Below are 22,738 nucleotides of genomic sequence, written 5' to 3' on the forward strand. Positions count from 1 at the left end.
AGGAACTGTCCCTTTGACACATCTAGGGATGGAAGCCTGCCTGGGGTATGGGATGCCAGGCAGGCCCCCGGGGAAAGCGGTTAGACGCTTGGTCGCGACTAGGCCAGGATGCCGGCCGCGGAGAGGGCGATGCCGCCCACGATGGCGATCACGAGAAGCCAACCGGTGTTGACGTTCTTCTTGATGAGCCAGTACATAAGGCCGGTGAGGCCGAGGGAGATCATCTGGGGCATCATGCCGTCCAGGATGTCCTGAATCACGACGGTGCCCTCAGCGAACTGCAGCGGGGTGGTGGCGCCGATCAGCGTAGCGATCATGCCGCCCACGGACATAAGACCCACGATGCCGCAGACATACATGAGCTTCTCCATGAGGTCGCCGCCCTGGAGCTTGCTCAGGTACTCGTGGCCGCCCTGATAGCCGATCTTGGCTGCGAACCACGTGATCAGCACAGAGGGCACGATGGAGATGAGCATGGCCAGGATCGGGCCCATGATGGAGCCCTGCTGAGCCAGCTGAACACCCAGGCCAAAGGCGATAACGCGGATGGTGCCCTGGAAGAAGGAGTCACCGATGCCGGAAAGCGGACCCATAAGGGAGGTCTTGACCGCGTTGATCGAATCGGGGTCGAAGTTCTCGGGATCCTTGGCGTACTCTTCCTCCATGGAGGCGGCGAGGCCCAGGATGAAAGCGCTCGTCTGCGGGGTGCAGTTGTAGAACGCCATGTGACGGTGGTAAGCCTCTTTCTTAGCAGCGAGCTGCTTGGGGTCGGACTCGTCCGGATAGAGGCGATCGAGCGTGGGAACCATGCCGTAGAGGAAGCCCATGTTCATCTGACGCTCGTAGTTCCAAGAGGCCTGGATGGCCCAGGAGCGCCAGAAGAACTGGCTGACCTTCTTGTTCAGGGACACGTCCTTGGTTGCGGTTGCCATAGTGTGTTCCTCCTTAGTCTTCGTCGTCTTCGAGCGGATCGTAGTCGGAATCGACACCGGCGGCTGCATGGGAACCGTTGAACTTGAAGCCCATGAAGACGACAGCCAGGCACACACCGATCAGAGCGACCGCGATGACGGACAGGTTGAGGTAAGCGGCGAGCAGGAAACCGATGAACAGGAACGGAGTCATACCCTTCTTGATCATCATGGTGAGCAGCAGGGCCAAGCCGTAGGCGGTCATGATCTTGGTCGAAACGTTAAGACCGGTGGACAGCCACTCGGGAACCATGTTGACGATGGCCTGAACCAGGTCGGTGCCAACAAAGACGGCGAGGAAGATCGGCAGGAAGTACATGACGGCGTACAGACCGGAGCCGGCGCAGATGTGCATACGGTAGGCGGTCTTGAACTTTCCGTTATCGATCGCGCTATCTGCCACATGAGTGAGGGCGGCGATGATGGAACGGAACACGATGCCGAGGAGCTGACCCAGGACGGCGACCGGGATGGCGATCGTCATGGCGGTCTCGGCGGAAGCATCGGTCAGGCACGCAAAGGCAGCGGCCACGATGCCGCCCAGGACCATATCGGGCGGAACGGCGGCGCCGACCTGCACCAGGCCCATGGACACGAGCTCGACGGCGGCACCGACGGCAAGGCCGGTGGGCACATCGCCCAGCAGCAGACCGACGAGCGTAGCGCCAACGAGGGGCTGCTCGAAGTTAAGACGACCGAGCAGGCGGGAGTCCCACATGCAGAACACGCCGACGAGGCCGACGAGCACCGCACTGATGAACGTATTCATACCCTTCTCCTTTCAGTCAGGCAAAAGCCTGGTTGATTACAGCTTGGCGTCGATGTCGACGCTCTGATACGTAGGGGTCTGCTGGACATAGAGCTTAATGCCCATGTCGAGCAGCTGGTTGACGTCGGCCTTCTGGGTGGCGTCGAAGAAGACGGAGCTGTCCTTGCCGCCGACCTGTTCGGCACCGTCGTGGTTGGCGGTGGCGCCCAGGTTGATGGCGTCGAGCTTGTAGCCCTGGCAGAACTGCAGCATCTCGGCAGTGTTGCCAAAGACGAACATGACGCGCTCGCCGAGGGTGTTGAGCTTGTCCATCTTGGCGAGGGCACGCTCGACGGTGAAGACGTTCAGGCGCACGCCCTGGGGCTTGGCCAGCTTAAGAGCGCCCTTCTTGATGTCATCGTTGGCGGCAGCGTTGTCGACGACGATGATGCGCTCGGCCTGAACCTTGGTGGTCCAGGTAAAGACGACCTGGCCGTGCAGCAGACGGTAGTCAAGACGTGCGAGGACGATCTTGGCGGGACCGGAGCTGTGACGGGACGCCTTGGCCTTCTTGGCGGGAGCCGCGGCGACCTCGACCGGTGCGTTGGGGTTGGTCAGACCGGTGCGGGCCTCGTTGATGAGGGCCGCGAGCTCGGCACCCTTGACGGGGGCGGGGCTCATAGCGAGCGTCAGTGCCAGCGGAATGTTGAAACCGCTGACAACCGTGAACTTCGTGCCGTTCTTGGAAAGCTCGACCATGCTGTTGTTGACCGAGCTGCCGAGCATATCGGTCAGCACATAGACGGTGTCGTCCGCGTTGAACGTGGCGATCATGGCGTCCACCTTATTGGTGATGGGCTCCTTGTCGTCACGAGCAAGCGACACGACGTGGACGTTCGACACGTCGCCGAGAACCATCTCGAGCGTGTCTTTGGCGCCTGCGGCCAGGCCGCCATGAGATGCGAGAATGATCTGATTCATCTTGCCTCCTCCTTTTCGTTATGGTCATTATAACGTCTTATACGTTGCGGATATTGCTAATTAGTATAAAGACCGTTCGCGGGTGAAAATCGACCGTTGACGGGTTTAACGTACCTGAAACGTTGGGGCTGGGTAGGCCGGCGCTGTCTTGGCGACACCCGGTCAGACGCCTCGCCAATCCCCTATCGCACGAAGTACCAGGGGCTTTCCTGCACGGTGGGCTCCAGCGCGATGCCGGTGCGTTCCTTAAACAGATCCATGTCCTGCGATTTCTCCGTCCACCACGCGTTGGGCTTAAAAGTCATGCTCTCAGCGACATGACCGACAAACACACTGTTGCGCAGCTTGGAGAAGTCGGTGTTCATGATCAGGATGGACGCGAGCACCAGCACAATGCCCAGAACCTTGATCGCGCCGGCGGACTCGGCATAGACACCAATGCCCACTATTACGGTGACGACCGTCTCGAAAGACATTACGACGGGAACTTTCGATGTCTCGAGCCCCATGGACAGACCCTGCATATATAAGATGTAAGCCACGGCTGTGGGGATGAGTCCAAAGCCAAGGAACAGCAGCAGCAGCTGTGGCGACATTGCCGCGGCGACATCCGGCCACGGAGCCGCGATAGCTGCCATAACCGCACCGCCAAAAACAAGGCCCCAAAACGTGACAGCCAGCGGGTGGACCGTCTTGGTTGCTATCCGGCTAAACACCGCGAGCGACGCACCGCAAAGGCCTGCAATCACGCCCGACGTGACGCCCCAAACCGAAAAATGGAAACCGGAAAGGTCGCCATTGGTCACTGCAAGTACACAGCCGCCTATGTTAAAAGCGATGGCAACGAGCTTGTTGGGGGTCACGTCCTCGCGATAAAGCACGCGGCCGAGCACGACGCCAAACACCGGCGAGGTGTAGAGCAGCACCGAGGCCGTGGACATGCCCACCTCGTGCATGCACTCGTAATAGCAGGTGTTGGCGGCGGCCAAACCGACAATACCGACAAGTGCGCAGGGAACAAGCTCTTTAGGGCTTGCCTTGAACAGGGCCAGCGGACCCTGAGCCACGGTAGACCCCTCACCCGGACGGCAGCCCATAAACATCAGGACCGGCGCCAAGATAAGCGCTCCGACCAATAAGCGAAAGGCAGCCATACTCTGGGACGTAACGCCCATGGCCGAGATGCCGTTTACAAAGATTCCGATGCTGCCCCACATAAGCGCGGCGATCAGCACCAGCACATAGCCCAGATTGCTTTTCTTCAACGCAGCCTCCTCGGTATTGTTTCCAATATGTTTCATACTACGTTATAGTCGTTATATACATTTTTCAAGGCACAAATCGGCGAGCGGAAAAGTGATCCGTTTTCCTCCGTCCCCAGCGGATTATTTGGCGGTTGCGGTGAAATAGTCCCTAAATAGAGGCTTCAAGCCCCCAAACAGGAATTATTCCACCGCAACTTATGAGGACATCGAGCTGTTAGGCCGCTCTATCCCCTAGTAGTCCAGCTTCCACATGTAACGGCGCGTCATGTAATCCTTGTGGGTGACGGCGGAGAGCGCACGCATGTAGACGTTGTTGAGGATCGGGGCAAAGATCAGGTGGTTGAAGTATTCGCTCACGCTGTCCTTGATGTCGTTGAGGCCAAGCTCCTTGGCGTCGAGCTGATAGACGCGATCGCCACCGTACTGGTTGACGAAACGGATGCCGCGCTCGTCGTTGCAGCGGCTGCGGCCGACGCTGATGAGCTGGAACAGCGAGGTGCGCTTGTCCAGGATCTCGAAGGGGCCGTGGAAGAAGTCGCAGGTGTTGATGGTGCAGGAGTCGATCTGCAGCATCTCCTGCACATTGCAGATGCTAAAGACGTAGGCGGCACCAAAGAGCGGGCCCTGAGCCATGACGTTGATGCAGGGCTTGTCGGCGTTCTGCTCGGCCCACTTGGCAGCGAGCGGACGGGTGTACTCGACGGCCTTGCGATAGATGGGATCGACCAGGTCGAAGGCGGCCATAGCGGTCTCGTACTCGGCATAGCCCTCGGTCTGCTGCGTAAGCTCCATGGCGATCATGGTCACGACGGCAGAGTTGGTGCGGCCCATGCAGGACTCGTCGACGGCCAGGCTGTCGTACTGGATCTTGTAGTCGCAGACCTCGGTGAGGCCGGACTCGTCAACATAGATGGCGATGGTGCTGGCGCCGTGGTCCTTGGCGACCTGGGCGGCGACGATGGTCTCCTTGGTGCCGCGCATGGACACGACGACGGCCAGGGTGTTCTCGTTGACGTAGGCAGGCGTGGCGTGCACGAACTCGTTGCTGGTGTAGCTGGAGCTCACGACCTGCGTGGCCTCGTGCTCCATAAAGTACTGGGCAGGATAGTTGCCGCCGTTGGATCCGCCGGCGCCGATCCACACGACGCGCTTGATGCCGCCCTTGTCTGCCTTGTCAGCCAAAACCTGGGAGACGACGTCCTTAACCTGTTCCTGAGTAGTCATCGTGCATCAGCCTTTCTTCTCGTTTGATCCTGTCGATGGCATACAAGTTACATACATGTTTTAACGATGTCGACTAGTTGTATGCTATATTTGTCTTAGAAATTTTGCTGATGCGGTTTTCGATAACTCGTTACCAGCGATTTTATTGTTGTATTGGATACAAGCTTGATTAGCCAAGCATACAAGTTAGATACAGGTTGTTCGCATGAGCACTTCGTCAAAAAAGAACTTGGCCCAATACGAGCGTCTGGCGGGTACGCTGCGTGACCGCATCGCCGCCGGCACCTACGCACGCGGAGACAAGCTGCCGTCCGAGATGGAGCTCATGGACGAATCGGCGCTGTCGCGCAGCACCGTGCGCCACGCGCTTAAGGTGTTAGTTGACGAGGGCCTGGTGCGCACCGAGCGCGGACGTGGCACCTTTGTGGCCGACACGCCGGCACTGCATGAGAACAACCTGGTGTTTTCGAGCTACACGGCACAGGTCCAGGGTCAGGGAATGAAGCCCACCACGCGCACGGTGGACTCGGGCTTTACCAAGGCAACGGGCAGCGTGGCCAAGTTCTTTGACGCTACCGTGGGCAGCAAGCTCGTCAAACTTGTCCGCCTGCGCTACCTGGACGATGCGCCGCTGTGTCTGGAGACCACCTATTTGCCGCCAAGCTTTGGGTCGCTCATCGATCGCGATATCAACGGTTCGCTCTACGCCACGCTGCGCCAGGAATTCCATCGCGCGCCGGCACAGGGGCACAAGACCTTTGAGGTGTGCTATGCCTCGCAAAACGAGGCGTTTTTGCTCAACGTTGAGCGTGAGCAGGCGCTGATCTTGATCACCGACTACGTCTACGACACCGACGGCCGCCCGCTCCATGTCTCCAAGCGCATCCAACGCACCGACCGCGCCAAATACACCGAGCCCATCGGCTAGCGCACCAAACGAGGCAAAATGTACCTAATAAACGTTTTACCTGCGGTTTTTATTAAATCTCAAGCCGGCATGGCGCAAATGCCAACATCGCCTGGCAACACTCGCCGCCCAAGCTCAACTGTTCCTGCCCAAAATATCCAGCACCGTAAATCTAAGTGAGTAGACTTTTCGCGACCTGCCGAGCACATTCAAAACAGCCACCTCCGTGACCTGCGGTTTTACTAAGGCAGATACGCTTTGTGCTCGGCCTGCGCCAAAAAGTCTACTCACTTAGCCCGCAAGGCGTCCCGAGGGGACAATCCAGGTCAAAATAGCGTACAAACGCCACGCTTCTTGCGGCGATTTGATACCACAAGACAGCCAAAAACCTGCCAAAATAAACCTGTCCCTAAATGGTAGGTTTAGGAAGGTCGGGGAACCAGGTTGGTTTGGGTTGGTTAGGGACGCGCTCGGCTAGGATCAGCTCCATCCAGCACATGTCGTACCAGCGGCCGAACTTTTGGGCACAGCGGTCGAAAGCACCCACCAAGCGATATCCCATATGGGCATGGAAGTCCTGGCTGTTGTGCGTTAGATACTCGTCGTCCTTGTCGTGCGGCACGGCGATGAGCGCGCACATGTTGGTGATGCCCATCGCGATCAGGCACTGCTTGAGCGCATCGTGCAGCTTGCGGCCCAGCCCGCCGTGGCGCACGTCGCGTGCCAGGTAAATCGACGTCTCGACCGACCAGTCGTATGCCTCGCGGCTGTTGAGCGGACTCGCATAGGCATAGCCTACCGGACGCCCGTCCAGCTCCATCACCAGATACGGATAGCGCTTGAGCGTACGCTTGATGCGCCCGGCGAACTCCTCAACGCTCGGCACCTCGTATTCGCAGGTAATCGCCGTCTGGCGCACATACGGCTCATAGATGGCAAGCAACGCCGGCGCGTCTTCGGGCGTCGCCAGGCGAATCGCCGGCTCGGACATCTCGGTCATACAACCCTTCTCTCTCAAAAACAAAGGCCGCCTTGCGCCAAACCCAGCGCAAGGCGGCCCCTCGTCATTACATCAGGCTACAGGACAGCCGCCAGCGCGTCGATGTCCTCCTGCGTCGTGGCCCAGCTGGTGCAAAAGCGCACCACCGTGTGGGTATCGTCGTACTTTTCCCAGTACTCGATCGCCGCATGCTCGCGAATGCGGGCCATGTCCTCGTTGGGCAGAATCACGAACTGCTGGTTTGTGGGCGTCTCCAAGAAGAACTGGTAGCCGCGCTCGTGCAGCACGCGACGAAGCGCCTGCGCGGTTTCGATTGCCTGGCGACCAATCTCAAAATACAGGCCGTCGGTAAAGAGCGCCTCAAACTGCACACCCGTCAGGCGGCCCTTGGCCAGCAGCGCGCCGTGCTGCTTAATGCGCGGAATGGGATGCGCCGAAGCGTGCATGCCGCAAAACACCACGGCCTCGCCGCAAAGCGCGCCGCACTTGGTGCCGCCGATGTAGAACACGTCGCACAGCTGCGCCAGCTCGGGCAGGGTAATGTCGCACTCATCGGCCGCCAGCGCATAGGCCAGGCGGGCGCCATCCACAAACAGCGGAATCTGGCGCTTCTGGCACACCGCATGGATTGCCACGAGCTCAGCCTTGGAGTACAGCGTGCCGTACTCGGTCGACAGGCTCACATACACGGCGCCCGGAAACACCATGTGCTCACAGCTCTCGTTTTCGTAGAACACTTGGATATAGTTTTCGAGATCCTCGGCGTGCATCTTGCCCTCGTAGCCGGGGATGGTGAGCACCTTGTGGCCGCCAAACTCGATGGCGCCCGCCTCGTGGCAGGCAACGTGGCCGGTCTCGGCGGCAACCACGCCCTCGTAGGGCGCAAGCAGCATGTCAATCACCGTCGCGTTGGCCTGTGTGCCGCCCACCAGAAAAAACACGTCGGCATCGGGTACCTGACAGGCCTCACGAATGAGCTGCTTGGCACGCTCGGTGTGTGCATCGGTACCGTAGCCGGGCTGCGGCTCCATATTGGTGTCGACGAGCGCCTGCAGCACTGCCGGATGTGCGCCGTGAGAATAGTCATTGTTGAACGCGAGCATGGTAATCCTCTCTAGCCGGGCACGAGCCCGATGATTCAGATGGGGCTATTGTACGCCGCCCGGATAGGCAATGCGCGCGGCAAGGCACTCGAGCGCCAGCACCAAGGCAAAGCCGCAGCTCACGTCACTCAAAAAGTGTGCGCCGATCACGATGCGACCAAAGGCGACGAGCGCCGCAACCACAGCGGCGACCCAAAAGACCACGCGGCGGCGCGACGGCTTTTCCTTAAAGGCCGCCGCGGGAAGCCCGGCGAGCATAAGGCCGATCGCCGCGTGCGCCGTGTGTCCGCTCGCAAACGACTTAAAGCCGTCCTTGATCACGCCGGCGGCGATATAGGCCCACTTGTCGGGGTTGCCGATCACCCACCACGGCTGAAAATTGAGCCCCGGCGTGACCTCGATCACGCGCATGCGCGGGCGCGACCACAGCGGCTTGACGATCACGTTGAGGATAATGGCCTGAGCGACCCACACGGCAAGCACCATCAACGCCCAGCGCGTGAGATCGTCGGGCGCGGTGTCGCGCGTAAGGCGATAGGCGATGAGGTTGGCCGCGATGACCAGCACAAACGTCAGCACCAACTGAACCACGATGAGTTTGCCGCCAACCCGCAGGGACGAAACGATCTCGTAGCCGACCAGGCCCACGTTGACCAGAACGCCCAGCACGGCGAGCCATTTGCTCCCCCTGGAGTCGGGACGCACCGCGCGTACGAGCATAACGCCTGCGACGCTCGCCGTCAGCTCAAACGGCAGCTCGCCGGCGGCCTCGATAAAGCGGCCGTACATGCTGGCGATGTTGAACAGCGCGCTCGAGATCTGGTAATCGAAGAAGCTGCCCACGCCCAGACAAAGGCACAGAACGACCGCGATACCGGCGGCGTCTTTCTTGTAGATGTACCCGAACATGCTTTCCTTTCCATCGGGCGAAGTTTTCAACCTGCAACGTGGCGGGGCAAAGAATCCTTGTCCCGCCACGCCACCTACCTGTTATTCATCATCGCTGGCACCCAGCTGCTGCAGCAGCATGAGGGCTGCTGCCACGGGACCGGCCTCGTCGTTGGCGTCGAGACCGCGGCCCAGGCCGCTGCCCACACCGGCGCCCGCCTTGTAGGGCACCGACAGCTTGCGGCTCTTGGGAAAGTTCACCGCGCCATAGCGGGTCTTTAGTTCAAAGGCCACCTTCTTGGGCACGTCGACGCCCAAAAACGTGATACGCCCACCGCTGAGCGTGACGCTCTCGAGCCCCAGGCGCTCGCCGCGAATACGGATGCGCGCGCGGTTGAACAGGTTGAGTCCCGCCAACGGCAGCTCGCCATGCGCGGCCTCGGTCTCTTCCTGCACCTCATCGATGCTCTCCAGGTCCTCGGCCGCTGCGAGCTTACGGTACACGAGCACGCGCTGATCCACCGCCGGCAGGTACTCCTCGGACAAGAAGTAGTCGGCCGGCAGGTTAATGCCCACGCTCGCCGCCTCCACGCCGGCATCGTCGTCACCGCGTGCCTCTGCCACGGCCTGGCCCAGCATCTGCGTAAACAGGTCAAAGCCCACGCTCGACAGGTTGCCGTGCTGCTCGGCGCCCATAAGCGAGCCGGCGCCGCGAATCTCCAGGTCGCGCATGGCGATACGCATGCCGCTGCCCAGGTCCTGGAACTCGGAAAGTGCAGTCAGGCGCGCCGTGGCCTCCTCGGTGAGCGGCAGCTCGCCCGGGAACATAAAGTACGCGTAGGCCTGCGTGGCCGAGCGACCCACACGGCCCTTGAGCTGGTAGAGCTGTGCCAGACCCAGGCGCTGCGAGTCCTCGATGATGAGCGTGTTGGCGGTCGCGTTGTCGATGCCGCTCTCCACGATGGTCGTGGCGATGAGCACATCGATCTTTTTGGTCGCGAACTCGATCATCACGTCCTCGACCTCGCGCGGGCTCATCTTGCCGTGCGCCACGCCCACGCGCGCCTCGGGCGCGGCCTCGTGCACGCGCGCCACGGCGTCGTCGATGGTCTTGACGCGGTTGGACACGTAGTACACCTGGCCGCCGCGACCCACCTCCAGGCGAATCGCCGCGCTCACCACGTCGGGATCGTACTCTCCCACGTGCACGATCACGGGGCGGCGCCCGGTCGGCGGCGTGGTGATCAGGCTCATGTCGCGCACGCCGCTCGTGGCCATCTGCATGGTTCGCGGAATCGGCGTTGCCGAAAGCGTGAGCACGTCAATCTGCTCGCGCAGGTTCTTGAGCTGCTCCTTGTGCTGCACACCAAAGCGCTGCTCCTCGTCGATGATCACCAGGCCCAGGTTCTTGGGGTTCACGTCGGCAGAAAGCAAGCGGTGCGTGCCGATGAGCACGTCGATCGTGCCCTCGGCAAACGCCTTGAGCGCGCGCTTTTGCTGCGCCGGCGTGCGGAAGCGGCTGAGCACTTCGACCTCGAGGCCAAACGGGGCAAAGCGCTCAAAGAACGTCTCGTAGTGCTGCTGGGCCAGAATGGTCGTGGGGCAGAGCACCATGACTTGGCGGCCGGAGTCCACGCACTTAAACGCCGCGCGCAGGGCAACCTCGGTCTTGCCGAAACCCACGTCGCCGCACAGCAGGCGGTCCATGGGCTTGGGCGCCTCCATGTCGGCCTTGATGTCGGCAATGGCCTCCAGCTGGTCGCGCGTCTCGTCGTAGGGGAAGCTCTCCTCCATCTCGATCTGCTCGGGCGTATCGGGCGGACAGGCGATACCGGTAATCGACGAGCGGCGCGTATACAGGTCGACCAGGTCAAACGCCAGCTTTTTGGCGTTCTTGCGTGCCTTGTTGGTGGCACGCGTCCAGTCGGCGGTATTGAGCCTGGTCAGGCGCGGCTTGTCGCCGTCGGGGCCAACATAGCGCGTGATGCGGTCGACCTGCTCGAGCGGCACGTAGAGCTTGTCGCCGTCGGCATATTCCAGCAAAAAGTAGTCGCGTTCCTTGCCGCCCACTTCCTGGCGCGCGATCTCGCTAAAGAGCGCGATGCCGTGGGTAGCGTGCACCACATAGTCGCCCGGCTTAAACGGGAAGGTGATCTGCGTAATATCGACCTTGCGGCGGCTGCGGGCGCGGTTGGCGTCCATGCGAGCGTTGAGGTCGGCGATCGAGAAAACGGCCAGATTGGCATCGGGCACCACCACGCCCTGCGGCAGGGCGGCGTCCACAAAGGTCACGCGCCCGCGCGAGATGGTGGGCACGGCGGCGCCGGCGGCAGCCTGGGCGGCACCTGCCTCGAGCGAGCGGGCGTTGAGCGCGTCGGCCTTGCGTTCGCGAATTGCAGCATGAGCATCCTGGCGGACAGCACGATCGGCAGAATCCGCCGCCGCCACGCGCACACGGTCGCCAATAGCGCCCGCGTTTTCGGGCGCGGCCGTCAGCGACTCCTCAAAGGTAATACCCTCATCGCCAAAGGTGAGCTCCATCGACTCGCGCGCACCGCGGTCGGGGATGGCAAACACGCAGGCATAGCGCTTGCCCACGACCTCCTGGATGCGCGTCATAAAGCGATTGTCCGAGCCCGCGATGGCCGGCTGCTCAATCTTGAGCTCTGCCGTCACCGCACCGCCGGCACGAATCAAGCTCACGTAGTTAAGGCGCTGCTGGGCACCAAAGTCGAGTTGCTGGGCGCGCACGTACAGACCGTCCAAGCGGTCAATCCCCGCCTCGCCGGCGCGTGCCTCGATATCCTCGTAGGCGCGCAGGCAGTCGTCGAACAGCGAGCGCGGCTCGGACAGCACCACGAGCGCCTTGCCGCTCACATGCGACAGCGGGCTCACGGTCTGGCCGTACATCACCGGCAAAAAGCGGTCGAGCTCGGGCGTGACGATGCGTGCATCCACCATCTCGAGCAGCGCCGCCAGTTTACTGTCGTCCTGGCTGGCGCGGTAGAGCGCCACGTGCATGTTGTGAACGGCCTCGTCGGTGAGCGCCAGCTCGCGGCAGGGGAAGATCTCGATGCTGTCCTCGTTGCCGATGGTCTGGCCCGTGGAACTCACCATGCGGCGGATACGGTCGATCTCGTCGCCAAAAAACTCGATGCGCACGGGCGCCTTTTCCTGTGCGGGAAACACCTCGACGGTGTCACCGTGCACGCGGAACAGGCCGGGTGCATCGGCGGCGCCGGCATTGGTGTAGCCCATGCCCACCAGGCGCTGCGGCACCTCGTCAAAAGGGATCTCCTCGCCCACCGCAAAGGTCGTGGACTCCCAGTAGCGGCTCTCGACCGGCGGCACGCAGCGCAGCAGTGCGCGGGCCGAGGCGACCATAATGCAGTTGTCGCCGCGCACGATGCGCCCGAGCGCCTCGCAGCGCTGCGCCACCACGGCGTCGTCGGGCGCCTGCTCGCGCCACGGATAGTCCTTGCGCTCGGGGAAGCGGCACACGTGCGCCAGCCCCACATAGGCGGCAAGGCTGCGGGCGGCACGATCGGCCGCGTCCTCGCCGCTCACAATGTAGACCGTGGGGCGCGGACGGCGCGCAAACTGGGCGGCAGCCATAAGCGTGCGACCCGACTGAGACACGGCCAGCGTCACGTCCTCGCCAGAATCGAGCCCGGCCTCGACGGTCTGCAGCGCCTCGGCAGTGTAGAGCTGCGCGGCTATACGGTGAATGAGCATGCTGTTCCTCCGGCATCGCAACGCCAAAAGCCCGCCGGGGCAAGCTCGGCGGGTCGTACGTCAAATACATTGTCTGTCATGGTAGCGCATGGAGAGAACTCCGGCTCAAGGGCAAACCCGGCCCCGCAAAAAACGCCAGACGAAGATGCGTTCCGCCCTACCCCGTCACGCGCACGCTGGGGCACAAATCTGCCAGCGGACACTCGCCGCACTTGGGTTTGCGGGCGTCGCAGATCTCGCGACCGAAGGTAATCCACTGATGGTTGACCGACTCCCAATACTCGTGCGGCAAAATCTTGAGCAGATCCTGCTCGGTCTTGAGCGGCTCCTTGGCATGCGTCTTGGGACTCAACATCAGGCGGTGCGCAATGCGGTTGACGTGCGTGTCCACCGCAATGCCCTCCACGATGCCATACCCCACGTTGAGCACGATGTTCGCCGTCTTGCGTCCCACGCCCGGCAGCTTTACAAGCTCCTTCATGTCGGCCGGCACCTCGCCGCCATAGTCGGCGACGATCATCTGCGCGGCCTCGACGGCATGCTTGGCTTTGCTCTTGTAGAAGCCAAGTGACTTGATGGTGTCTGCCACGTCAGCCACGCTCGCCCCGGCCATGGCCTCGGGCGTGGGCCACTGGGCAAACAGCCGCGGCGTCACCTTGTTGACCTGCGCGTCGGTCGTTTGCGCCGAGAGTAGCACCGCGATCAGCAGGCGGAAGGGATTCTCGTGGTCCAAAAAGCACTCGACCGGGCCATAGCGACGGTTGAGGCGCTCGCACACCTCGATGGCGCGCTCGCGCTTGGCGGCATTGGTCTCGCGTGGCATAACGACTCCTCAGCTCAACGGCACAATAAACTTATGGGCACAATTGTCCCACGTCCGAGACGCTTACGCCTCCAAGAATGCGCCGGTCTGACGGCTCCACAGGCTCGCGTACTCGCCACCCGCCTCGACGAGCTGCGCATGCGTGCCGTCCTCGACAATCTCACCATCGGCCAGCACCACAATGCGGTCGAGCGCCGCCACGGTGGACAGGCGGTGCGCCACCACAATGGAGGTACGTCCACGCATCAGGTTTTCGAGCGCCTCCTGCACCAGCGCCTCGGACTCGCTGTCCAGGGCAGAGGTCGCCTCGTCGAGCACTAGAATCGGCGCGTCGGTTAGGATGGCGCGGGCGATAGCCACGCGCTGACGCTGGCCGCCCGAGAGCTTGACGCCGCGCTCACCCACCATGGTGTCAAAGCCACGGGGCAGGCGGTCGATGAACTCCAGGGCATTGGCCAGGCGCGCGGCCTCGCGAATCTGCTCATCAGTGGCGTTGGGACGACCGTAGGCAATGTTTTCGCGAATGGAGCGGTGGAACAGCAGCGCCTCCTGCGGCACGTAGGCAACCTGGCGGCGCAGGCTTTGCTGCGTGCAGCGCGAGACATCCTGACCGTCCACGAGCACGCGGCCGCCCTGAACATCGTCCAGGCGCAGCAGCAGCTTGGTGAGCGTCGTCTTACCCGAGCCCGATTTGCCCACCAGGCCCACGCGCTGGCCCGCCGCCACATGAAGTGTCAGGTCATCGAACACGTTCTCGCCCGCCGCAGCGTCACGGTACGCAAAGCTCAGGTGCTCAAAATCAATCGCGCCCTCGCTCACCTTGAGCTCGGGGGCATCCGGGTCGTCTGCCACCAAGCGTGGCTCGTCCAGCACGCGCGTCATCTCGGCCGCATCGCCCAAAGCGCGGTTGATGCGCTGCATCATGGAGCTTACGTAGTTCAGGCGCATGGTGAGGTTATAGGTGTAGGTAAAGATCATGACGAGCGAGCCGGCCGAGATGCCAAACCACGCGTTGCCGCCCGCCACGAACGCACTCACCACGGCCATGGTGATGACGATAAGGCCCGAGGTCGTAAAGTTGCGCTGCATCATGGCGTGCATCGAGACCGTCTCGGCGTCGCGCGCGGCACGATCGGCGGCGTCGAACAGATCGCGTTCGAAGTCCTCGCGCCCGCAGGTCTTGACGGCCAAGATGTTCGTGACCGCGTCGGAGAGCACGCCCGAGAGCTTGTTCTGCGCAGCGGACGTCGCGGCCGAAAGCGGCATGATGCGCTTGTACATAAGCCAGACAAACGCGATGTAGACGACCATGATGCCCACCAGGATCACGGTAAACGTCGGCACCACCGGGGCGAGTGCGGCCACGGTGCAGATTACCGAGGTGATGGTGGGGATGAGCGAATACACCGTCACGTCGACCAGACCCGTGTAGCCGCTCATAAAACGGCTTGTCTGGCTCACAAGCGATCCGCCAAAGCGGCTGGTATGGAATGTCATGGATTGGTTGGAGAGCGTGTCGAAGCACAGGCGCGCCAGGTGGTAGTTGCCTGCGATCTCGAGCTTGTAGACGGTGTAGTCCTGCAGCTTGGAGAGGATCTGACCCACCAGGTTAACGAGTACGAGCGCCAGGATATAGGGGCCGAAGACCTCGAATACTTGATCGCCCGCCACGGGGCCGGCCTGGACGCGGTCGACGATGAGGGCCATCACGTAGGTGTTGGCAAACGTGAGCAAAAAGATGTAGCCCGCCGACGAGAGCACCGAGAGAAAGACAATCAGCGGCTGCGTGCGCGTGACACCCCAAAACCGCTGCAGCGTGCGGCGCACGGTGGAGCGGCTGAGCGGACTGGTGCTTCTCTGAGACATGGGCTTCCTTTCGCATCTGATAGGGCGAAACGCCATTGTTGCACATTGAAGCGCACTTCAGGCAAGCACGATGCGAAAAGCGATGGGGCACCCGCGTTTACGCCGGCGACCCACCGTCCGTTGCGACTAGTCCTCGTCTTTTTGGTCTGCGAGCAGGCCTGCGGACTCCAAGCCCAAAATCGCGTCGGCTTCCTCAGCATCCTCCAGCGCGTCGATGTCCTTGAGCTTGCGCTCCATGACGTTGGTGCGCGTGGTAATGATGCCCTCGACCGTTTTGCCCGCGGTCTCGATCTGCTGTTGGGCGCGGCGCAGCGCCGCCTGATAGCGCGGCAGCTCGGCCTTGACGGCGGAGAGCACGCGCAGTACGTCGTCGGTACGTTTTTGCAGCCTAAACGTCTGGTAGCTCATCTGCAGACTATTGAGGATGGCCGCCATGGTGCTGGGACCGGCTACGTTGACGTGATAGTCGCGGCCCAGGATCTCGATAAGCCCGGGGCGGCTGACGATCTCGGCGTACAGCCCCTCAAACGGCACGAACATGATGCCAAAGTTGGTCGTTGCCGGCACACTCAGGTACTTTTCGCAGATGTCCTTGGCCTCGCGTTTCACCATCGTATCGAGCGTCTTGCGCGCTGCGGCGACGGCCTCAGCGTCACCAGACTCCTGGGCGTCGAGCAGATGCTCGTACGCGTCGCCCGGAAACTTGGAGTCGATCGGCAGCAGCACGGGGTCGCCCTCGTCTACCGGCAGCCTGACAGCAAACTCAACGCGTTCCGAGGCGCCGGGCTTGGTGGCGACGTTTTCCAGATATTGGTCGGGCGTAAGGATGTCCGCCAGGATCGCGCCCAGCTGCACCTCGCCCAAAATGCCACGCGCCTTGACATTGCCCAGCACGCGCTTAAGGTCGCCCACGCCGGTGGCGATAGACTGCATGTCGCCCAGGCCCTTGTACACGGCCTCGAGCTGGTCGCTCACCTGCTTAAACGATGCCGACAGTCGGTCGTTGAGTGTGCGAGAGAGCTTCTCGTCCACCGTCGCGCGCATTTGGTCGAGCTGCACGTTGTTGTCTTTGCGGATGGCGCCCAGCTGAGCATCGACCGTCTCGCGCACCTTGTCCAGGCGATGCTCGATGCCTTCGCGGTTGGCGCCAAGCTGTTGGGCCGTCTCGCGGCGCAGGTCATCCATACGGTCGCCAGCCTGCGAGAACTCACGCGCGATGGTCAGGTAGCGCTGCTGCTCCACGGCGGCGTCGGTTGTCTGCTGCTGCGCGATGGCGTTTGCCGTACGGCGGGTTTCGGCAAGCGCGACGTTGAGGGCATCGAGCGTGCTGTTGGCCTGCTCGAGCGCCGCGAGCGTCTCCGCTTCGTTGCCGCCACGCTCTCGCAACTCGGCGCGAAGGCCTTTAAGCTGCAGGGCGCAAACCACAGCAACTCCCACCGCCACTAAGGCGATCACAACAAGCGCAATATCAATAGCAGACATAGACTCCGCCCAACAAACCCAATCGATTATCAATCAAAACCGCGATCAATCTTACCCCGCCACACGCACCGGGCGCCCGACCCCTTCTTGGGTGCCTCTCTCCTCCGCATATTCCATAATGTGGCGCGCCGTCTTCCTGCTCACCTTTGAGTCATCACCGGCCAAGTATGCGTACACGTTTCCCTTATTCAGGTGCAAATCGCGGCAGAGGCCATAGCGCGTTACGCCCGATGCCTCCAGTGCTTTCAGCGTTCTTTTTCTCATCAGGGCATTAACCCTTCTGTCGGCCACTGGCTTTTCTTTCATCCCCCGATACGCACGCCATACGTTGGCATAACGATTAGGGAGCTTGTCCCCGGCGCATAGAGATGCCAGGCTATCCGCTTGACCGTACAGGGAAAAGACGTCTCGGTAGCCCTCTTCCATCCACGAGCCCTCGGATAAGCCCAGAACGTATTCGGCTTTGCCCTGCGCCAAAGCGAGCAAAAACAGAGGCTCCGCCACGCGCGGCGCATCCGTCATTGCCTGCTTAACCAGCTTTCTAAAACTCAGCGACCGCTGCCCGGACAGCTCTCGGCAATAGCCTTTCAAGAATCCCTCAAAAGTCAGATTCAACCACGCACCTCCTTTATGTATTGCCTGTATGCACAGACCATCTCTTGGTAGCTCCGCTCCGAAGGCGACGACGCCAACGCCTCCCCTTCATCGAATATAAGCCGCTCGAGCAGATCCCAATCAAGCCGCTCGGTAAACGCTCGGCTATGGAGGTCGACAATGTCATTCGGGCGATAGGCGTAAAGCTTCATCACCGCCAGATCCTCCAAAGATGGCGTAAAGTACCTGATAAAATGCGCCCCAATCTCCAATGGGATCAATCGATCTTCGTAATTGAATGGCATCTGGTTGCAATATGCCACCGCCATTCCATTCACCCCGGGGTATCGATCCATGATCTCGCGGAGGCACCTGTCCGCCTCAAACACATCAATGTCATGTGTAACCGACCGATTCGTCAGATCGTTTAGTATGAAGGCACTTCCTCCCACCAATACAACGCTCGGCCTATCGCCTCTTGGACCTATTTCCAGCTCCGCTTCTTCGTCAATGTCCAAAAGGGTCTGCTCTAAATCATGCTTATGCATGGCATCTCCTATTATTATTCATCTTCTATAATACTATTTAGCCACACGGCCAGACAGGCAAGATGCAAGGATTCCACTCGTGGCGATAATCCTTGCATCCAAGAAGACCCGCGATGGCGAATGCTAGCTCTCCCAGCCGGCGCGGATGGTTGTTATGACATCGCCTAGGCGCTGGCCGAGGGCTGACAGATGCTGGAGCACTTCACTGGGCGAGGCACCGTTGAGAATGCAGGTGAGCGCATACGAGACCAGGAAAATCGCCGCAAGTCCTAACGGAATGAGCACGATCATCGCTAACGTGCGCAGGCGCTGGCCCACGCGGCGGTGACGCGTACGGCGTTTGTCAAACGCAAGCTCCTGCGCATACGAATCTTGTTGTACGGAATAGTTCTCTGGCACCGATCCACCCGCAAGCGAAACCGCGGGCGCGGCATTTTGCGCAGGAGGCTGGACGGCCGCCCCTTGCATTTGCATCTCCATGAGTCGTTGCTGCTGACGCAGCATGCGCTCAGCTTGTCGCTGCGGAGTCTCAAGAAACAGATCCATGCTGGCCTCCAAAATCGGAGCATTCGACGCTTACGACCAGCATCCCGCACCGCCATGACCGCGACAACGCAATCGCTGGCAATAGCCACAAAGTTTCTTTTGCTCAAAAGCTGTCGAAAAGCTCAACAACTCCCCTACCAGCACTTTCTCTGAGCTTTTTTCGCCAGCAATCTTTTGGCCTTCCACCCTTACGCCAACTGACCAAAATCTAACCAAAAGCTTGACGGAAATTGTGAAGACAGGGACCCCACATAAACAAACGTGCCGCCCCAAAAGGGCGGCACACAAACTTAATTATCAGCTTTTCTGCAGTGAGCACGCGACGACCCAACGCCGGAGCTCGGGGCGGGAGGCCGTGTTGCCTTCCCTCAACGCGACCCTGCGAAGCCGTGAGCGGGGAGGGAAGGCAACACGGCCTCCCGCCCCGAGCTCCGAAGACGGCGAAGACAGGCTACATGCCCGCGAGACCTCGAGCTGCGGTGGCACACATAAACGCCAGGACTAGGATCACGAGCGAACCCGCGATATCAACCAGCACGCCCATTGCACGGCGCTCAAACAACCAGCTCTCAAAGTGCGGAGCAACATTGCGCCAGACACGCCACAACAAGATGCCCATGCCGATGACGCCGGGAATATTGAGCAGCAAAATCTCGGAGCACAAGAGGCCGATCAAGTTGCCGGCGGCAAAGCCCGCATCGCCCTCGCAGTATTTGCGATAAATCATGTACAGCATGTACGCTACAAACGGCTGCAAGCACGCAGAGATAAACGTGACCACCATCGAGGGGTCCTGAGAAAAGACATCGGTGAGCTTATCCACGCTCGTGGCATCCTTAGAGGCCAGGAACAAGCCAATGACCACCACGGGCACCACGCCCAAGATGACCTCGACCATCGTAAACAGCTTGGCAGTCAGGTCTTCGCTCGCCGTATTCAAATGAGGCGCCCACTCAGGATGAGCATGCGCGCCGGCTTTCTTCTTATCGGCACGCTCTGCCTTGCCGCCCTCAACAACCCGACGCTCAGGATCCTTACGAGTCCCAGCAGCAGCCACCCGAGCCCGAGATTTCTTACCCATAACCAACACCTCACAAGAGGAAACGAATAGCCAACGCTACCCAGTGTACCCCCTAAGCAACATCACCGCCCCAACTGGCCCCATACAAAAACGTGCCGCCCCAAAAGGGGCGGCACACAAACTTCTAATCAGCTTTTCAGTAGCGAGCACGTGACGACCCAACGCCGGGGCGCGGGGCGGGGAGATACCTTTCCCTCGCGCGACCCTGCGGAGCCGTGAGCGAGAGGGAAAGGTATTTCCCCGCTCTGCGCTCCGCAGCAGCCAGCGCCAAGCGCTAGTAGTTCACCACCTGCTCCTCAAAGTACGCCTTCGGGTGGTTGCACACCGGGCACACCTCAGGCGCCTCGGCACCCACATGCAGGTGCCCGCAGTTCAGGCACTTCCACACCTTTACGCCCTCACGCTCAAACACCTCGCCCGACTCGATGCGCTCGACGAGCTTGTTGTAGCGCTCCTCGTGGGCCTTCTCGACGGCGGCGACACCACGGAACTTTGCGGCAATCTCGGCAAAGCCCTCTTCCTCGGCGGTCTTGGCAAACTCGTCGTACATCGTGGTCCACTCGTAGTTCTCACCCGCGGCGGCATCGCGCAGATTGTCCAGGGTATCGGGGACGGCGCCATCGTGCAGATACTTAAACCACAGTTTGGCGTGCTCGGACTCGTTGCCAGCCGTCTCGGCAAAGATGTTCGAGATCTGAACGTAGCCGTCCTTCTTGGCCTTGGAGGCATAGTAGCGATACTTGGTGTGTGCCTGGGACTCACCGGCAAAAGCGGTCTCGAGGTTCTTCTTGGTTTGGGAATTCTCAAAATCCATAGGTGTACTTCCCTTCAACGCATGCCGCCCGTAGGCTTCGAGCGGCCTCGTCTTTAGGATGCCCTCATGTCGGAAATCTAAACCTTACAATCCTGTTCTTCAGATTTGCACGGGCTAGATGCTCAGCCAGCGATCGCCCTCGGCTCGGCAAAAGCCCTCACGCTCCAGGTCGGCCAGAATGCCCGCGACAAGCTCGCGCTCGACCGGCCCGCGCCCAGCCGCCGCTTCCATATCGTTAACGCCCACCACGGCATCAGCAAGCATAATCCCCGCCGGTTGGCCATCGCGCGCTGCCAGCAACATGCGCACGATATGCGCGCGCTTTTGGCGACGTGAGCCCTCAAACTTTGATTGACGGCTATAGCCCGCCGAGCGCCTGGACGGATTGGGCAACGTCTTTTTTAGATATGCGCCGTAATCCAGCAACGCGTAATACCACGCGCGTGGCGTGTCGGCATCATCGAGCGGCACGGCAAAGGGAGCGATCTCGTCGGTCGCCGCACCGGGGACCGCCGGACAGGCCGCCTGAATCAGCGGCACCAGCTCGCGGTCGGGAACAGCCGGTACATCGGGAAAGAAGTGATGCAGAAAGACCGTGCGCACGTTGGTCTCCAGATACACGCCTGGAAGGTCAAACGCAAACGACCGGATACCTTGCGCCGTTGCCGGGCCAATACCAGGCAGAGCGACCAAGTCACGCGTCTCACGCGGAAACTCACCGTCCCAGTCCTCCACAACGCGCTGAGCGGCCTTGTGGAGCGCCAGAGCGCGTCGGTTGTAGCCCATGCCCTGCCAAGCGTCCAAAACATCGGAAGGCGCGGCTTGGGCAAGCGCCTGCACGGTCGGAAAGCGATCGAGCCACGCCGGCATACGCGTCTCCACGCGTGGCACCTGTGTTTGCTGCAACATGACCTCAGAAAGCCAAATGATGTACGGATCGCGCGTGCGGCGCCACGGAAGGTCGCGATAACGCAGGACCCCTTCCGAACGAATCATCGAACGAAAGGGGTCCTGAATCATATCTATGCTCCTTATGCGGCGCTATTCCTCCCGGCATGTATACGCACAGGTGGCGTACTCGGGAAACGCTTCGCGGTCGGCGAACTTGGGATCGACGGCCGGGAACTGGCGGTGAGCGACGATGTCGCCGAGCGAAACGGAATCGAGGTAGTCGCGCATCAACGCTTGAGCTCCGGCCCATAGGGGATGATAGCAGCACGTGCCCATGCGCGCACAGTCGCCATCGGGTGCGGTGCAATCATTCATAACCATAGGGCCCTGAACGGCCTCGACGACCTGACGAATGGTGACGTCGTCCGGACTGACCTTGAGACGCATGCCACCGTGGACGCCACGCAGGCTCTCCACAATACCGGCCTGGACCAAACCGTGCTGAATCGAGCGGGCAAACGAATACGGAACATTGACCTCTTCGGCAGCGGTGCGAACAGAAAGCAAACGCTCCGGATCCTCGGCAAGCATCGCCAGCATACGAAGGGCGTAATCAGTCTTCCTCGATATGTCCATTTTTCCCCTTTCAAGGAATACGAACAGCTCGAACGAGCTCCGGGGCCGAGCTTGTGTCGAGACGCTAAATGACCGCTAGGACATCCAAATGGTAAATCGGATATCCACTGAGTGCCGCGCTTGGAGCGAAATGCATCAGATGCGGCCTACAGTGCAATTTAGTATAACCTAACCCCCTGTCTCGTTGAACAGGTGTTGCGCAACAAAGCTGTTGTTTAGACAGATATGCTTATTAGATTTTACTTGCGTTCCCGAAGGGGCGGGGATTCTGGGCGAAGATGCGCCAGGGCGATCGTTCTATCGAAACAAAGTGCATCAAACGCAAAAAGCCACGTCCGAAGACGTGGCTTTAATTGCGTTGGCGGGAAGTACGGGGCTCGAACCCGCGACCTCCGACGTGACAGGCCGGCGCTCTAACCAAACTGAGCTAACTCCCCAGGCAGGCGTTCGCGTTTGTTTCCGCTCGCGTGCGCTGCGGGGATTAGTATACACAGAAGTCTGTCCGGCGCGCAACAACTTTTTTGAAAAAATTTTTGGGGCCATCCGGGAGGGTCTCCGGGGCTGGGGCGGGGGTTAAGTTTGCTGCTCTACAGTCCTGCGCAAGACGGAAAGCACATTAAGTGCTTTCCTTTGCG

20 protein-coding genes and 1 tRNA gene are annotated in these 22,738 nt (G+C 60.8%); 1 reads left to right on the plus strand and 20 read right to left on the minus strand.

All coding sequences use genetic code 11. The annotated features are described in order from the left end of the window. Positions 1–98 precede the first annotated feature (98 nt). The 5 genes from DWV43_RS01335 to DWV43_RS01355 form a co-directional block, all read right to left on the minus strand. A complete protein-coding gene (locus DWV43_RS01335) occupies positions 99–932 on the minus strand; it encodes a PTS system mannose/fructose/sorbose family transporter subunit IID (protein ID WP_117640939.1) in 834 nt (277 codons plus the stop codon). A gap of 13 nt (positions 933–945) precedes the next feature. After that, on the minus strand, positions 946–1,740 hold the full coding sequence (locus DWV43_RS01340) for a PTS sugar transporter subunit IIC (protein ID WP_006235136.1): 795 nt from the start codon (positions 1,738–1,740) through the stop codon (positions 946–948). Between the two features lie 36 nt (positions 1,741–1,776). Next, complete coding sequence (locus DWV43_RS01345) at positions 1,777–2,700, minus strand: PTS mannose/fructose/sorbose transporter subunit IIAB (RefSeq protein ID WP_117640938.1); 924 nt, start codon at positions 2,698–2,700, stop codon at positions 1,777–1,779. Between the two features lie 182 nt (positions 2,701–2,882). Continuing rightward, complete coding sequence (locus tag DWV43_RS01350) at positions 2,883–3,965, minus strand: DMT family transporter (RefSeq protein ID WP_158569804.1); 1,083 nt, start codon at positions 3,963–3,965, stop codon at positions 2,883–2,885. Positions 3,966–4,196: 231 nt separating this feature from the next. Beyond that, positions 4,197–5,189: an SIS domain-containing protein gene (locus tag DWV43_RS01355; RefSeq protein WP_117806039.1), complete on the minus strand. Its 993-nt coding sequence runs from the start codon at positions 5,187–5,189 to the stop codon at positions 4,197–4,199. Between the two features lie 205 nt (positions 5,190–5,394). On the opposite strand from DWV43_RS01355, the gene DWV43_RS01360 reads away from it, so the two are divergent. Further along, positions 5,395–6,117, plus strand: coding sequence for a GntR family transcriptional regulator (locus tag DWV43_RS01360; protein WP_082435559.1), 723 nt, complete (start codon positions 5,395–5,397; stop codon positions 6,115–6,117). Positions 6,118–6,505: 388 nt separating this feature from the next. Here the strand turns inward: DWV43_RS01360 and DWV43_RS01365 are convergent, their stop codons facing one another. The 15 genes from DWV43_RS01365 to DWV43_RS01435 all read right to left on the minus strand — a co-directional run bounded on the left by DWV43_RS01365 (position 6,506) and on the right by DWV43_RS01435 (position 22,540). Continuing rightward, positions 6,506–7,096, minus strand: a complete 591-nt coding sequence (locus DWV43_RS01365) for a GNAT family N-acetyltransferase (protein ID WP_117817001.1) — start codon at positions 7,094–7,096, stop codon at positions 6,506–6,508. 77 nt (positions 7,097–7,173) lie between these two features. After that, complete coding sequence (locus DWV43_RS01370; RefSeq protein WP_117817002.1) at positions 7,174–8,199, minus strand: low specificity L-threonine aldolase; 1,026 nt, start codon at positions 8,197–8,199, stop codon at positions 7,174–7,176. Between the two features lie 45 nt (positions 8,200–8,244). After that, a complete protein-coding gene (locus DWV43_RS01375; protein WP_117817003.1) occupies positions 8,245–9,108 on the minus strand; it encodes a phosphatase PAP2 family protein in 864 nt (287 codons plus the stop codon). A gap of 81 nt (positions 9,109–9,189) precedes the next feature. Beyond that, positions 9,190–12,822 carry a transcription-repair coupling factor gene (gene mfd / locus DWV43_RS01380; RefSeq protein ID WP_117817004.1) on the minus strand — a complete coding sequence of 1,211 codons (3,633 nt, stop codon included), beginning with the start codon at positions 12,820–12,822 and terminating at the stop codon, positions 9,190–9,192. Between the two features lie 157 nt (positions 12,823–12,979). Further along, on the minus strand, positions 12,980–13,645 hold the full coding sequence (gene nth / locus DWV43_RS01385) for an endonuclease III (protein WP_117806045.1): 666 nt from the start codon (positions 13,643–13,645) through the stop codon (positions 12,980–12,982). A 63-nt stretch (positions 13,646–13,708) separates the two neighbouring features. After that, the gene (locus tag DWV43_RS01390) at positions 13,709–15,511 is read right to left on the minus strand and encodes an ABC transporter ATP-binding protein (RefSeq protein WP_117817005.1); all 1,803 of its coding nucleotides are present in this window, start codon (positions 15,509–15,511) and stop codon (positions 13,709–13,711) included. Between the two features lie 126 nt (positions 15,512–15,637). Further along, entirely contained in the window at positions 15,638–16,993 is a 1,356-nt protein-coding gene (locus DWV43_RS01395; RefSeq protein ID WP_117817006.1) for a DNA recombination protein RmuC, read from the minus strand. 51 nt (positions 16,994–17,044) lie between these two features. Further along, on the minus strand, positions 17,045–17,608 hold the full coding sequence (locus DWV43_RS01400) for a transcriptional regulator (protein WP_117817007.1): 564 nt from the start codon (positions 17,606–17,608) through the stop codon (positions 17,045–17,047). Beyond that, positions 17,605–18,135: a DUF6036 family nucleotidyltransferase gene (locus DWV43_RS01405; protein ID WP_117817008.1), complete on the minus strand. Its 531-nt coding sequence runs from the start codon at positions 18,133–18,135 to the stop codon at positions 17,605–17,607. The genes DWV43_RS01400 and DWV43_RS01405 overlap by 4 nt, the downstream gene beginning before the upstream one ends. Before the next feature lie 123 nt (positions 18,136–18,258). Continuing rightward, entirely contained in the window at positions 18,259–18,681 is a 423-nt protein-coding gene (locus tag DWV43_RS01410) for a hypothetical protein (RefSeq protein WP_117817009.1), read from the minus strand. Positions 18,682–19,132: 451 nt separating this feature from the next. Beyond that, the gene (locus DWV43_RS01415; protein ID WP_147346251.1) at positions 19,133–19,762 is read right to left on the minus strand and encodes a hypothetical protein; all 630 of its coding nucleotides are present in this window, start codon (positions 19,760–19,762) and stop codon (positions 19,133–19,135) included. 274 nt (positions 19,763–20,036) lie between these two features. Continuing rightward, positions 20,037–20,576: a rubrerythrin gene (gene rbr, locus DWV43_RS01420; RefSeq protein WP_055252097.1), complete on the minus strand. Its 540-nt coding sequence runs from the start codon at positions 20,574–20,576 to the stop codon at positions 20,037–20,039. A 114-nt stretch (positions 20,577–20,690) separates the two neighbouring features. Continuing rightward, positions 20,691–21,596, minus strand: a complete 906-nt coding sequence (locus DWV43_RS01425; protein WP_117817011.1) for an adenine glycosylase — start codon at positions 21,594–21,596, stop codon at positions 20,691–20,693. Between the two features lie 21 nt (positions 21,597–21,617). Continuing rightward, a complete protein-coding gene (locus DWV43_RS01430; protein WP_117564951.1) occupies positions 21,618–22,103 on the minus strand; it encodes an Rrf2 family transcriptional regulator in 486 nt (161 codons plus the stop codon). Between the two features lie 359 nt (positions 22,104–22,462). Next, positions 22,463–22,540, minus strand: a tRNA-Asp gene (locus tag DWV43_RS01435). Between the last annotated feature and the right edge of the window lie 198 nt (positions 22,541–22,738).

The sequence above is a fragment of the Collinsella sp. AF05-9 genome, assembly GCF_003465595.1.
Classification (GTDB): domain Bacteria; phylum Actinomycetota; class Coriobacteriia; order Coriobacteriales; family Coriobacteriaceae; genus Collinsella.

Bases quoted from the DNA above. Each gene is read 5' to 3' on its own strand.
- DWV43_RS01335 (WP_117640939.1), bottom strand. From the start codon at position 932: ATGGCAACCGCAACCAAGGACGTGTCCCTGAACAAGAAGGTCAGCCAG.
- DWV43_RS01340 (WP_006235136.1), bottom strand. From the start codon at position 1,740: ATGAATACGTTCATCAGTGCGGTGCTCGTCGGCCTCGTCGGCGTGTTC.
- DWV43_RS01345 (WP_117640938.1), bottom strand. From the start codon at position 2,700: ATGAATCAGATCATTCTCGCATCTCATGGCGGCCTGGCCGCAGGCGCC.
- DWV43_RS01355 (WP_117806039.1), bottom strand. From the start codon at position 5,189: ATGACTACTCAGGAACAGGTTAAGGACGTCGTCTCCCAGGTTTTGGCT.
- DWV43_RS01360 (WP_082435559.1), top strand. From the start codon at position 5,395: ATGAGCACTTCGTCAAAAAAGAACTTGGCCCAATACGAGCGTCTGGCG.
- DWV43_RS01365 (WP_117817001.1), bottom strand. From the start codon at position 7,096: ATGACCGAGATGTCCGAGCCGGCGATTCGCCTGGCGACGCCCGAAGAC.
- DWV43_RS01370 (WP_117817002.1), bottom strand. From the start codon at position 8,199: ATGCTCGCGTTCAACAATGACTATTCTCACGGCGCACATCCGGCAGTG.
- DWV43_RS01375 (WP_117817003.1), bottom strand. From the start codon at position 9,108: ATGTTCGGGTACATCTACAAGAAAGACGCCGCCGGTATCGCGGTCGTT.
- mfd (WP_117817004.1), bottom strand. From the start codon at position 12,822: ATGCTCATTCACCGTATAGCCGCGCAGCTCTACACTGCCGAGGCGCTG.
- nth (WP_117806045.1), bottom strand. From the start codon at position 13,645: ATGCCACGCGAGACCAATGCCGCCAAGCGCGAGCGCGCCATCGAGGTG.
- DWV43_RS01390 (WP_117817005.1), bottom strand. From the start codon at position 15,511: ATGTCTCAGAGAAGCACCAGTCCGCTCAGCCGCTCCACCGTGCGCCGC.
- DWV43_RS01395 (WP_117817006.1), bottom strand. From the start codon at position 16,993: ATGTCTGCTATTGATATTGCGCTTGTTGTGATCGCCTTAGTGGCGGTG.
- DWV43_RS01405 (WP_117817008.1), bottom strand. From the start codon at position 18,135: ATGCATAAGCATGATTTAGAGCAGACCCTTTTGGACATTGACGAAGAA.
- DWV43_RS01410 (WP_117817009.1), bottom strand. From the start codon at position 18,681: ATGGATCTGTTTCTTGAGACTCCGCAGCGACAAGCTGAGCGCATGCTG.
- DWV43_RS01415 (WP_147346251.1), bottom strand. From the start codon at position 19,762: ATGGGTAAGAAATCTCGGGCTCGGGTGGCTGCTGCTGGGACTCGTAAG.
- rbr (WP_055252097.1), bottom strand. From the start codon at position 20,576: ATGGATTTTGAGAATTCCCAAACCAAGAAGAACCTCGAGACCGCTTTT.
- DWV43_RS01425 (WP_117817011.1), bottom strand. From the start codon at position 21,596: ATGATTCAGGACCCCTTTCGTTCGATGATTCGTTCGGAAGGGGTCCTG.
- DWV43_RS01430 (WP_117564951.1), bottom strand. From the start codon at position 22,103: ATGGACATATCGAGGAAGACTGATTACGCCCTTCGTATGCTGGCGATG.